The 11,966-nt window shown below is 61.1% G+C and carries 13 protein-coding genes and 1 tRNA gene; 6 read left to right on the top strand and 8 right to left on the bottom strand.

Features of this window, described 5'->3' with window-relative positions:
• Positions 1-108 precede the first annotated feature (108 nt).
• Positions 109-199: transfer RNA gene (locus HWE01_RS03430), tRNA-Ser, on the top strand.
• A 66-nt stretch (positions 200-265) separates the two neighbouring features.
• Here the strand turns inward: HWE01_RS03430 and HWE01_RS03435 are convergent.
• Both HWE01_RS03435 and HWE01_RS03440 read right to left on the bottom strand, forming a co-directional pair.
• Complete coding sequence (locus tag HWE01_RS03435) at positions 266-1,054, bottom strand: hypothetical protein (protein WP_008327311.1); 789 nt, start codon at positions 1,052-1,054, stop codon at positions 266-268.
• 364 nt (positions 1,055-1,418) lie between these two features.
• On the bottom strand, positions 1,419-1,766 hold the full coding sequence (locus HWE01_RS03440; RefSeq protein WP_241821097.1) for a hypothetical protein: 348 nt from the start codon (positions 1,764-1,766) through the stop codon (positions 1,419-1,421).
• A gap of 176 nt (positions 1,767-1,942) precedes the next feature.
• Here HWE01_RS03440 and HWE01_RS03445 point away from each other — a divergent pair, with 176 nt between their 5' ends.
• Positions 1,943-3,502 (top strand): sensor domain-containing diguanylate cyclase, encoded by a 1,560-nt coding sequence (locus HWE01_RS03445; RefSeq protein WP_241821098.1) that lies wholly within the window; start codon positions 1,943-1,945, stop codon positions 3,500-3,502.
• 26 nt (positions 3,503-3,528) lie between these two features.
• On the opposite strand, the gene HWE01_RS03450 is transcribed toward HWE01_RS03445, so the two are convergent.
• Entirely contained in the window at positions 3,529-3,972 is a 444-nt protein-coding gene (locus tag HWE01_RS03450) for a MarR family winged helix-turn-helix transcriptional regulator (protein ID WP_241821099.1), read from the bottom strand.
• A gap of 173 nt (positions 3,973-4,145) precedes the next feature.
• On the opposite strand from HWE01_RS03450, the gene HWE01_RS03455 reads away from it, so the two are divergent.
• Together HWE01_RS03455 and HWE01_RS03460 are read left to right on the top strand one after the other, a co-directional pair.
• Positions 4,146-4,691, top strand: coding sequence for a VOC family protein (locus HWE01_RS03455; RefSeq protein WP_241821100.1), 546 nt, complete (start codon positions 4,146-4,148; stop codon positions 4,689-4,691).
• 51 nt (positions 4,692-4,742) lie between these two features.
• On the top strand, positions 4,743-6,377 hold the full coding sequence (locus HWE01_RS03460) for an FAD-dependent oxidoreductase (RefSeq protein WP_241821101.1): 1,635 nt from the start codon (positions 4,743-4,745) through the stop codon (positions 6,375-6,377).
• Between the two features lie 77 nt (positions 6,378-6,454).
• Here HWE01_RS03460 and HWE01_RS03465 read toward each other — a convergent pair whose 3' ends face one another.
• From HWE01_RS03465 to HWE01_RS03475, 3 genes are all read right to left on the bottom strand, one after another.
• Entirely contained in the window at positions 6,455-6,685 is a 231-nt protein-coding gene (locus HWE01_RS03465) for a hypothetical protein (protein WP_008327323.1), read from the bottom strand.
• A gap of 9 nt (positions 6,686-6,694) precedes the next feature.
• Positions 6,695-7,096, bottom strand: a complete 402-nt coding sequence (locus HWE01_RS03470; RefSeq protein WP_034350101.1) for a response regulator — start codon at positions 7,094-7,096, stop codon at positions 6,695-6,697.
• A 96-nt stretch (positions 7,097-7,192) separates the two neighbouring features.
• Positions 7,193-7,582, bottom strand: coding sequence for a hypothetical protein (locus tag HWE01_RS03475; protein ID WP_241821102.1), 390 nt, complete (start codon positions 7,580-7,582; stop codon positions 7,193-7,195).
• A gap of 284 nt (positions 7,583-7,866) precedes the next feature.
• Here HWE01_RS03475 and HWE01_RS03480 point away from each other — a divergent pair, with 284 nt between their 5' ends.
• Positions 7,867-9,111, top strand: coding sequence for an alpha/beta hydrolase family protein (locus HWE01_RS03480; protein ID WP_081486027.1), 1,245 nt, complete (start codon positions 7,867-7,869; stop codon positions 9,109-9,111).
• A 130-nt stretch (positions 9,112-9,241) separates the two neighbouring features.
• Here HWE01_RS03480 and HWE01_RS03485 read toward each other — a convergent pair whose 3' ends face one another.
• Entirely contained in the window at positions 9,242-9,469 is a 228-nt protein-coding gene (locus tag HWE01_RS03485; RefSeq protein WP_008327329.1) for a hypothetical protein, read from the bottom strand.
• A gap of 624 nt (positions 9,470-10,093) precedes the next feature.
• On the opposite strand from HWE01_RS03485, the gene HWE01_RS03490 reads away from it, so the two are divergent.
• The gene (locus tag HWE01_RS03490; protein ID WP_008327332.1) at positions 10,094-10,885 is read left to right on the top strand and encodes a transporter substrate-binding domain-containing protein; all 792 of its coding nucleotides are present in this window, start codon (positions 10,094-10,096) and stop codon (positions 10,883-10,885) included.
• Positions 10,886-10,930: 45 nt separating this feature from the next.
• On the opposite strand, the gene HWE01_RS03495 is transcribed toward HWE01_RS03490, so the two are convergent.
• Positions 10,931-11,728 (bottom strand): transporter substrate-binding domain-containing protein, encoded by a 798-nt coding sequence (locus HWE01_RS03495; RefSeq protein WP_008327334.1) that lies wholly within the window; start codon positions 11,726-11,728, stop codon positions 10,931-10,933.
• Between the last annotated feature and the right edge of the window lie 238 nt (positions 11,729-11,966).

The raw sequence follows: 11,966 nt of genomic DNA on the forward strand, positions 1-11,966 counted from the left end.
GTCCTGCCGGTTTTTTTATGGTCTTTTTGAAAAACATGCAGAAAAGACTTGGCTTCGCCGAGAAGCTTGCTATAATGCGTGGCTTCGCTGAACGCGAACCCAAATCCAGGAGAGGTGGATGAGTGGTTTAAGTCGCACGCCTGGAAAGCGTGTATAGGTTCATAGCCTATCGGGGGTTCGAATCCCCCCCTCTCCGCCAGTAGTGCTAAAAGCCCCGCATTGCGGGGCTTTTTTATTGCTCGCTACTTTGCCGGACGATCCCGAATCAGAACCGCACTTTCAGATAGGCCGATGGCCCGGTCAGCTTCACATCGAGTGCGGCTTGCGAACTGCCGCCATCGCGGTCGATATGAATGCGGGTGATGCCATAGTCGGCGCCAATGCCGAGGTTTTTCAGCGGATACCATTCCACGCCCAGAGCCGCGCCATAGATGTGTCCGGTCACCGTCCCCCAGTTTTTCTTGACCCCCGAAGCCTCGGCATACAGTCGCAGGTCCTTGCTGAAAGCGTGCTTCCATCCGAGCTCAAGAAGCGGTGCGAAGGTCTTTTCGGTATCGCTTTCATCGAGGGAACCGGTGGTGCCGTTGAAGACACCATTGGCTCTGAGATCATAGTGGGCGCGGTAATAACCCGCGCCCAGGCCGATGCCGAACACGTCATCGCCCTTGCCCAGCCACCACTTGTAGGCCAGCGAGGCGAAGTCCACCTCGATATTGGCGTTGGCTGTGCCGGCCAGGATGGCTGGCGTACCGCCGACGTTGAATGAGCGCGAAGTGCTGTAGCTGTAGTCGTTGCGGTAGCGGAAATAATCGAAGGACAGCCCCTGGCTGTCTCCCAGCAGAAGTTCGGCGCGCAAGCGCGGCAGGGTGGTGCGGTTGCGGTCGATGTCACCGCTGTCAGCGGAGCCGTAGCGCGTATTGGCCTGGACGTTGAAGGTCGGATTGACGTAATAGCCGCCTGCCGACAGGCTGAAACGATCCAGCGCCGGTGAGGGATCTGCATGGGCGCCTTGAGCAAGCAGGCTCAGTGCAACCGTGCCGGAAAGAGAAGCCATCAGGCGAAATGTCCTGATGGGCAAGCAAGGACGTGCGAGCGAATCGAGCTTCATAGTGGTCACTACCCCAGAAAATGTATGGTCACAGGACCGGTCCGACGGACCGGAAAGGCTGGATCATCCTAGAGCAGTCACTTCGGGCGCAGCGATCAGCGCTTTTCTCTAACTTTTGTAGGAAAGGGCGAGCCGGCATTGCCGAGAGGAGGGAAATCGTAGTCACAAGCTGATCTGCACGGTTGTCCGTGCCAACGCCGTAGCCGTCGTCAAATCCCTTCTTGGGCAGCTGAAAATTGCTTGTGCTGCGCTTCGCAGGGAGACAGATTCTGTCCCGCTCAGCTGTCCTTTTGCCCGGCCGCTGCCGGCTTCAGTGCACCGTCACCCCGGCGCCGGCTCCCACCTCTGCGGACTGTGGCAACACGTCCTGTTCTTCGATGAACAGCAGGAATTCCATATGATTGCGGGCATGCACCCATGCCGCCAGCGTCCGTCCGCTGTGCGCCTGCAAGGCGCCGATACGCCTGCCGATCAGACCACCTGCGTACTGGCGTATCTCACCGGGCTCGGCACCGGCAGCCGACATCGCGACCAGGCAATTGCGGGTGGCATTGCGGATGAGGTCGCCCACGATCAGGTTGGCCCCGGCCATCTCGGCCAGCTTCTCTATGATCAGGACATATCGGTCGGCAATCTCTTCTGCAAAACTGTTTAGCATGATTTCTCCCATCCCCCGAGCTTATACTGTGTTGGCTCTTTGATACCATCGGGAGAATCCTGAGTCGCCTTGCCGCGCCGTGGCGCGCTACGCGCATCTCAGGCAATCTCTGATGGCAATGCCCGCCCGGTTGAACAATAATGGCGCCACGAGACGTCACCGTTCAGGGGAGAGCAATGCAAGTGTGTCCGATCAAGGTGGCGTCCAGGGCGGCCAAGGGGTTTGTGGCGGCCGTCTGCATCATCATCCTCGTGCTGGAGGCCTGGACCTCCTGGCACGAGCGCAGCACCGAGATGGACGAATCCTTCCGCGCCACGGCCAACATGGCGCTGGCCCTGTCGCAGCATGCGGACCAGGCGCTCGACGAGGTCGACATCGTGCTCAAGGCCGTGATGGAGCAGGTTCAGGACAAGCGGCTGGCGACCACGGACGACGAGCGCCTGCACAACTTCCTGGTCCGCAACGTAAGTGAGGTGCCGCAACTGGCGGGCCTGTTCGTCTATGACGAAAAAGGCCGATGGATCGCCTCCTCCCAGCCGGTTCTCGAAACACGATTCAACAACAGCGACCGCGACTATTTCCAGCATCACCAGGCGCATCGGGCCGATACCACCTTCATCGGCAAGCCCATCCGCAGCAAGTCGACCGGACACTGGGTCCTCACCATGAGCCGCCGCGTCAGCAAGCCCGACGGTTCGTTTGGTGGCGTCGTGCTGGCCACGCTGGACATTCAGTTCTTCGAACGCTTCTATCGCAAGTTCGATATCGGGCAGCAGGGTGCCATCCTGTTCGGCTCGAACGACGGCACGGTCCTGTATCGCCGGCCACTGCTTGCCGATTCCATGGGCAAGTCGCTCGCGCAGTCGCCTTTGTTCCAACAGCACATCAAGGTGCAAGAGGCGGGTGCGTTAGAGAGCCGGTCGACGCAGGACGGTATCTTGCGCATCCATGGCTTCAAGCACCTTGCCAATTACCCGCTCTTTGTCATCGTGGCCGTGTCCGAGGACGAAGTCCTGCACGGCTGGGCCAGGCATGCCATCGTGCGCGGCGTGGGCATCATTGTCCTGCTGCTTGCGATCTGCTACGGCGGTACCAGGATGGTGGCGCAGGTGTCACTGCGGGAGCGGGCACAAGCTGATGCGGTAAGGGCGCAGGCGGAACTTGAGGCCATGTTCGAGTTGCTGCAGACTCAGTCGCGCCGTGACGGATTGACCGGCGCCATCAATCGCCGCCATTTCGATGAATTGCTGGAGGCCGAAGCGGCGCGCTTTGCGCGAGTGGGCGGGGCGTTTTCGCTGCTGATGATCGATGTCGATCACTTCAAGCAATACAACGACCGGTACGGCCATGTGGTGGGTGATGTCTGCCTGAAGAACATTGCAGCGGCCATCTCCGGCGCCGTCCAGCGGGAGATCGATACCGTGGCCCGCTACGGGGGCGAAGAGTTTTCCGTGCTGTTGCCTGAGTGCGGCAGCGCCGGTGCCCTCGTCGTGGCCGAACGGATAGAGGCAGCCGTCAGGGCCCGGGCTATCCCGCACGCATCCAGCGTCGAGGGTACGGTCACGGTCAGTATCGGCATTACCTCCATCACCTCCGACGAGGGCTTTTCCTACCTCCCGCGCGAACTCATCGAAAGCGCCGACAAGGCTCTTTATCAGGCCAAGGAGGCCGGGCGTGGCAGGGCGGTCTACCGCGAATTCCCCGTCAGGAAACCCAAGCTGGCCTGGTCCGCCTAGCGGTCTGAGGCTGGCAACGAGCAGCCTCAGTCGGCCGCGTCCACGGCCTGCATGGCGCGCTCGCGGATCTTCTCCATGGCGCGCAGGAGGGCCTCGCGCTCGGCACAGCTCAAGGCCTGCAACAGATAGGCTTCACGCGCCTGCACCATCGGGACGATCTTGCGGTACAGCTTGCGGCCCTGCGCCGTTGGCCGCACGATGCGCGCGCGTGCATCGTCCGGACAGGGCTGGCGCAGTACCAGTCCTTCCTGTTCCATGCGCGCCAGCGCGCGGCTGACCTGCATCTTGTCCAGCGAGGTGTGGGGCACCAGAGCACTGGCCTGCATCTGCCCCTCTTCGGCCAGGGCAGCCAGAATGCGCCACTCGTCACGGCTCAGCCCGAAGCGGTCCGCATAGACACCGGCCACCGAACGACTGACCGCCTCGGCCAGTTGCGCCAGTTGATAGGGAAAGAAGGATTGCAGTTTCATTCCCGCATGGTAACAGACGTTACCAATTCAACGCAGCCGTCCTGCGCTTGATCCATGTCAAGACCCCTGCCTGTGCTGCCGTTCTTGCCCATCTTCCACATTGACCCTGGCCGTCGGCTGTCCATATAGTAACAACCGTTACTAATTCGAAGAACGCCCTCCAGGAGACTGTCATGAAGATCGATCGCATCCATCACGTTGCCTACCGCTGCAAGGACGCCAAAGAAACCGTGCTCTGGTACCAGAAATACCTGAACATGGATTTCATTCTGGCCATCGCCGAAGACCAGGTGCCCTCGACCAAGGCACCTGACCCCTACATGCACGTCTTCCTCGACGCCGGCCAGGGCAATGTGCTGGCCTTCTTCGAGATCCCCAATTCTCCGCCCATGGGGCGCGACACCAATACCCCGGCCTGGGTGCAGCACATCGCCTTCAAGGTCGACAGCGAAGCCACGTTGCGGGAAGTCATGCAGCGCCTGCGGGCCGATGGCATCGACGTGGTCGGCGTTACCGATCACACCATCTTCAAATCCATCTATTTCTTCGATCCCAGTGGCCACCGCATCGAACTGGCCGCCGATTGCGCCAGTGCGCAGCAGATGCAGTGCCTGGACGAGGTGAAGTGGGACATGCTCGAAGAGTGGTCGCGGACCCGCCGTGCGCCCCGGCACGCTGCCTGGATGCACGCGCAGGAATTCACGGCGGCAGACCATTGATCCGATAAAAAAATGACACCAGCATCACCCGCTCATTGACAGGAGACACCCATGCAGAGCACTTATACCTATCCCCGTTTCGCCTACCGGCAATCTGATGAACAGCGCAGCGGGCAACCGTTGCGCCATCCGGTGGTCATCATCGGCGCCGGCCCCATCGGCCTGACGGCCGCACTGGAATGCGCAGCACGCGGCCTGCCCGCCGTGGTGCTGGATGACAATGACACGGTCAGCATCGGTTCGCGTGCGGTCTGCTATGCCAAGCGTCCGCTGGAAATCTGGGACCGCCTGGGCGTGGCGCAGCGCATGGTGGACAAGGGCGTGGGCTGGCAACTGGGCAAGGTGTTTTTTGAGGAGCGCCAGGTCTACCAGTTCGACCTGCTACCGGAGACCGGGCACAAGATGCCGGCCATGATCAACCTGCAGCAATACTATCTGGAGCAGTATCTGGTGGAAGCCTGTCTGGCGCAGCCGCTCATCGAGCTGCGCTGGAAGCATCGCCTGCTGGCCCTGGAACAGGACGACGACGGTGCCACCCTGAGCGTGGAAACGCCGGATGGCATCTTCACCATGCAGGCACAATGGATCATCGCCTGCGACGGTGCCAACAGTGATACGCGCAAGATGGTCGGCGCGCAATTTACCGGTCAGTTCTTCCAGGACCGCTTCCTTATCGCCGATGTCATCATGAAAGCCGATTTCCCTACCGAGCGCTGGTTCTGGTTCGATCCGCCTTTTCATCCCGGCCAGAGCGTATTGCTGCACAGGCAGTGCGACAACGTCTGGCGCATCGATTTCCAGCTCGGCTGGGACGCCGATCCGGAGGAAGAGAAGAAGCCCGGCAAGGTCATCCCGCGCATCCAGGCCATGCTGGGCGAGGGTGTGGAGTTCGAGCTGGAATGGGTGTCGGTTTACCAGTTTGCCTGCCGCCGCATCGACAACATGCGCGTCCAGCGGGTACTCTTTGCCGGTGACGCGGCGCACCAGGTCTCCCCCTTCGGCGCACGTGGCGCCAATACCGGCGTGCAGGATATCGACAACCTGATCTGGAAGCTCAAGCTGGTCATCGATGGCCAGGCACCGGCCAGCTTCATCGACAGCTATCACGAGGAGCGCGCCTTCGCCGCCGACGACAACCTGCGCCAGTCCACGCGCTCCACCGATTTCATCACGCCCAAGAGCCGTGTCAGTCGTGTGCTGCGCGATGCCGTGCTGACCCTGGCCGAGCGCGAGCCGTTCGCGCGGACCCTGGTCAACAGCGGGCGCCTGTCCACGCCCACGCCTTATGTGGCGTCCTCGCTCAATACCCCCGACAACGTCCTGTTTGGCCCACGCATGGTGCCCGGCACCCCCTGCGCCGATGCGCCGGTGCGGCAGGCAAGGCGGCCGGGCTGGCTGCTGGATCAGTTGGGGGAGGGCTTCACCGTACTGGTGTTCGGTAGTGGCGAGACCCCTGCCAGCCTGCATGCGGCAGGCCTTGAGATTGTGGTCAAGACCATCGGCCCGGCCGGTTCCGGGGCCATGCTGGAGGATGTGCAAGGCTTGGTCGCACAGCGCTATGCCGCGCGCGAGGGATGCACCTACCTCATCCGGCCGGACCAGCACGTTGCAGCCCGCTGGACTCGCTTCGACCCGTTGCAGGTGGCCGCCGCGGTTGAGCGCTGCGTCGGTCTTTGCACGACGTGACGCGACAACGGCAGCACGAGGCTGCCGTTGATGTTTTCTGCCGGTGTGTGCAAAGCGCTCACCGCAATCCGCAGGAATCAGTAGATGTCCAGTCCGAAATACTGGGCCACGTCACCTTCGGTCCAGTCCTTGATGACATTGCGTTCCAGCAGCACACGATATTCCGAGCGCTGCACGCCACTGCCCTGCTGCACGATACGACTCTCCAGGGTATAGATGGTCCGGTGGATGCGGGTCGTCATGGAGGCGTGCTTGATGATGCTGCCCGGTTCCGGTTCCTGCTGGTCGTCATTGGCGGGGATGTCCATCGCGCTCTCTCATTTCATCTGTGCGCGCCGCGCCAGGATCTTCTCGATCTTTTCCTTGAGCGTGGTGGCGTTGAAGGGTTTGACGATATACCCATCGGCGCCTTCCTGGGCCGCCGTGACGATGTTCTCCTTCTTGGCCTCGGCCGTGATCATCAATACCGGCAGATGCGCCAGCGCCGGCGTGGAGCGGATTTTCTTCAACAGGGTCAGGCCGTCCATGACCGGCATGTTCCAGTCGGTCAGCACGAAGGTAATGTTGGAAGCACCTGACTCCAGGATCTTCAGGGCCGTGGAGCCATCATCGGCTTCCACGATCTTGGTGTATTCGAGTTCCTTGAGCAGGCCGCTGACAATGCGGCGCATCGTCGAAAAGTCATCGACGACAAGAAAATGTTGGTCTGTATCAGCCATGGTGTAAAGCTACCTTGAGGAAGCGGTGTGAGTTGCGCGGGTTGCAAAAAGCATGCCGACGCCGCGCTGCGCGCAGTAATGCAGTCAGTCAGCGGATCAGTTGCTCAGCGCCCACTTGCCTGCGTTGTTCTTGCAATAGCGCAATTTCAGCGGCTCGGTCCCGCGCTTGCTGGAGACCACCAGGTCCACCTTGGCGCAGGGCGGGGTGCTCTGCTCGAAGGTCGGCGTGATCTTGGCCGTGGTGGAGGGCTTGGGGCCATCGGTCCACTGCGAGGTCTTGCCGCTCACGCCCGCATCCAGCGAGGCGCTGATGGCGGCATAGAGGGAGTTGATCTGTTCCTTCTTCAGGTCGGCCACGGCCGTGTTGGAGAAGAAGTCCAGGTTGGCCTGGGCATGTGCAGGGTAGCTCAGGGCTGCGGCGCAGATCAGGCCGGCCTGGGCGGCCAGCTTCAGAAAGCGGACGCGGGAGAGGGAACGCTTGTTCATGGCTTGCTCGTTTCTCGATGTCGGAATGTGAATGGCGCCGCCGGCCATCGGGGGGAAAGGGCAGACGGCGTTCCAGTCACTGTTTATACCAGAAGTCACCTCAGCCCCAAACCTGCGCTTGCACGGTAAAGCCCCCGCTTTTCCCGCTTTGCGACGCGCACCGACTCGTCATAATGCGCCAGGCTGGACAGTATATACATACGCTGCATGTTGCACGCAAGCGCCGTCTACAGGCGATGCAAACGATTGCAGCGATTCAATTCCAATACAAAAAAGGGGAAGCAATGAAGTCATGCCTGATGCGCGCCAGCATGGTTCTGGCAATACTGACCGGGATGTTGTCCGCCTTGCCATCTCCGGCATGGGCGCAGACGCCCGTTGCTCCGGCGGTGCAGGCGGTGGCCTCGGGTGTGCGCTATCAGCTGATCGGCCGTTGGGATGTCGACCGGCTCAATGCCATTCTGCAAAAGGACACGCCCGCCTTCTCCGGTGTCCAGGTCAATTACACGCCCGCGCGCAATGCCGTGCTGCTCTATCGGGTGACCTATCCTTCGGTGATTCCGGAGCGCGGCAATCAGCCCATCCTGGCGTCCGGCCTGCTGGCATTGCCCGATACGTCCGCCAGATCTTATGCGCTGGTGTCCTACCAGCATGGCACCGTGTATGAGCGCCAGCAGGTACCTTCCTTCCCCGAGCAATCTCCGGAAACGCAACTGATGATTGCCCAGTTCGCCGGCCAGGGCTATGCCCTCATCGGTGCCGATTATTTCGGCATGGGCATTTCCACCGAGCCGGAAGGCTACATGGTCAAGGGCAGCCATCAGCAGGCCACCTACGACATGTTGCTGGCGGCGCGCAGCGTGCTGGCCAGCATGGGCGTGCGCGACGACAAACTGTTCCTCTCGGGCTGGTCCCAGGGCGGCTTCGTGACCATGGCCTTCCTCGAAAAGCTGGAGGCGGCCGGCATCAAGGTCGATGCCGCCACCACCGCCAGTGCGCCCCTGGATGTGTTCGCACTGCTTGAAGGCTTTCTTACCTATCCGCGTCCCAATGATGCGGCCTGGCTCAACAGCATCGTGATCCTCTCGGCCTTCGCCTTCGAGAATTACTACGGTGTACCGGGGCTGGCGCGTTCGGTACTCAAGGATTCCGTCTATGACGTGGCCAAGAAAGCCTATGATCGCCAGCCCTTCAATGTGGCCGACATTCCGACCGACCTGCACAAGTTGATGCGCCCTGAATATTTCGACCCGCAATACTTTGCCCAGTCCGCCTACGGGCGCCTGATCGCGGCGACCCAGGCCTATCGCTGGGTCATCCGTTCCGACGTGCGCAATTATTATGGCGAGACGGACGAAGCCATCACCCCTGGCGTAGGCCGCATGGCGATGACCTACGCGCAAGCCATGGGCGCGGGCAATCCGCATGTGCAGGCGGTGTCGACCGGACCGACTACGCATCGCGGCACTTTTGCCACGGCCGTGCCGGCGTGGAAACGCTGGTTCGATGAGAAGATGGCCGGCAAGTAAGGCGCCTGGCGCGGTGCCGACGGCAGCGCGCCGTGCCAGCCGAAGCGGCTGTTCAGGTCGTGCAATGAAAAAAGGCCATCCGGATGAACGGATGGCCTTTTGCATGGCCGGAGGTGGTGCCGAGCATGGTTCAGGTTTCGGGCAACTCGCCTTTGGCAGCCAGATCAATGGCGCGCACGATGGCGACGGCCTTCTCGATCACTTCAGCCTGGCTGGAAACCCGCATGCTTTTCTTGAGGTGATGGATGTGATCGCGGGTCTTGCGGCTCACCGGGACATTGAGGAAACCATCCGGTTCGGTCAGAAACTGCGGCGGAACCACCACGACGGGTTCGATGGTCTTGGAACGCTTGGGCATGGGTATCTCCCTTGTGATTGGTCTGGAATGAGGTTGCTGAAGTGCCTGCGGCAATATAACTTCGATCGTAAAGGCAGAAGAACTTATTTCTTCGATTTTACGATTTTTGTCGGGCCGCTCTTATTTGGCGGGAATGCCGGTGCCGATCTTTGGCGCGATCGCAACAGCGAAGATGCCCCCGCTTTTTATTCCTGCTTGAAGTTCGTGTCAAGCGAATTCCCATAATATTGTCCCTTTGGGCCAGTCCTGCATTCCTTAGATTTTGCTTCGTCGCGATCAATCGTGCACGGCGGCCGGCCTCTCCGCTTTCGCTCGGGGGATGGGCGTTGGCGCGTGGGCCGGCATGGTGGTGTCGGATCCGGAAACCTTAGAACTTCGGGCAGGCACCGCAGAGATCGGGAGCGATATCCGGAGCGATATCGGATTTCCCCCGGGTGCTCCGATGACGGAAATGATTTCCGCTATCCGGGGCTGGCTGGCATGGTCCTTGCAGGGAAGAAGATCGCGTCCGGCAGCTCCTGCTTCATGGCAACGATGCGGGACGCGTACGGATTGCGGCGTGTGATTTTCTAAGTCTTTGTCTGCCGCACCGTTGACGATATCCACGACAACAAGGGAACCTTCATGAAGTTCATCAAGACCATCATTGCCCTGGCCGCTCTGGCCACTCTCAGCGCTACCGCCTGCGCCGACAACCTGGCCGACATCCAGAAGGCCGGCGTGGTCAGGATCGGTGTGCCGCAGGACTTTGCGCCGTATGGATCGGTCACGGCTGATCTGCAGCTGCAGGGGCTGGACATCGAGGTCGCCAAGCTGGTCGCCAAGGGCCTGGGTGTGAAGGCCGAACTGGTACCGGTGCCGATCTCCAGCCGCATGGCGTTCCTGCAGACGCACAAGATCGACCTCATCATCTCCACCCTGGGCAAGAATGCCGAGCGTGAAAAGGTGATCGACTTCTCGCAAGGCTATGCGCCCTACAACAACAGTGTCTTCGGCGTGGCCGCCATCAAGGTCGCGGGTCCGGCTGACCTGGCCAACCAGACTGTGGGCGTGGCCCGTTCCACCTTCGAAGATCTGATGCTCACTGACAGCGTTCCCAAGAGCACCACCATCAAGCGCTACGAAGACAACAACGGGCTGATCTCGGCCTACGTGTCCGGTCAGGTGCAGTTGGTTGGCACCGGCGATTTCGTGGCCTATGCGCTGGCCGAGAAGACACCCGCCAACAAGCCGCTGCTCAAGTACATCATCAACGTCTCGACCTGCTATGTAGGCATGAACAAGGGTGAGCCCGCGCTCATGGCCAAGGTCAATGAGGCGCTGACTGCCTCCAAGAAGAGCGGTGAGCTCAATGGCATCGTCAAGAAGTGGCTCAATGTGCCGCTGCCGGAAAAGATCGCCACGACTTACCAGTAAGCGATCCGGCCCGCAAGGACGGCCCGCCCTGGCGGGCCGTTCTGCTTATTGGAAAGTGGTAGCCATCTTGGCGGGCAAGGGCACGTTCAGCCATTTCTGCACGATGGCATTAAGTTCGCCATTTTTCTTGGACGCGGTCAGGACCTCATTGACCTTGTCAAGCAAGGCCGCTTCGCCCTTGTTGAGGCCGACGCTGCAGCTGGATTCCTGGATGATGTACTTGAGCACCGGCTTGTTCTCAGGAGCCTTCTCGGCCAGCGCATAGGCCACGAAATCGCCGGTGCCGACCAACTGCACCTGACCGGACACGTAGGCCGAGATCATGGCGTTGTTGTCTTCGTAGCGCTTGATGGTGGCGCTCTTGGGGGCCGTGTCGGTCAGCTGCAGGTCCTGGAAGGTGCCGCGCGCCACGCCCACGGTCTTGCCCGCCAGGTCGGCCGGGCCGCTCACCTTGACTGAGGCTACCCCGAAGACGCTGTTGTTGTAGGGCGCATAGGATTGCGAGAAGTCGATCACCTTTTCACGCTCGGCATTCTTGCCCAATGTGGAGATGACCAGGTCCGCCTTGTGCGTCTGCAGGTAGGCGATGCGGTTGGCGCTGGCTACCGGCACCAGTTGCACCTTCACGCCCATTTTTTGCGCGATCAGCTTGGCCACATCGATGTCCAGGCCCTGCAGTTGCAACTCCGAGTTGACCGAGCCGAACGGCGCGAAGTCCTGCGGCACGGCGATGCGAATGGTGCCGGCCTTCTGGATGTCGGCCAGCGCGTCGGCCCGTGCGAGTTGGGTGGACAGGCCCAGCAGGGCCAGCGAGACGGCCAGCACCGGTTTGGCAAATTTCATGTAAATCCCTTTCGTTGAATGGACTGTGTCGTGCCGGGGCGGGTTTGCAATGACCATGCCAGGCCTGGCGCGGGAGCGGCGGCCCGGTTGCAAATGCGCCGCAACAGGCGCCCACGCTATCGTCCGGGATGGTGCCGATCCGGCATGATGTGATGCCGATATGGACTGGCCGATGGAGGGGCAAGGTCGGGGCGATGTTGGGGCGGGCGGGCACCAAGTTTGTACCTGTCCCGGAGAG

This window comes from Herbaspirillum sp. C7C8 (assembly GCF_022627875.1).
GTDB lineage: Bacteria > Pseudomonadota > Gammaproteobacteria > Burkholderiales > Burkholderiaceae_D > Herbaspirillum.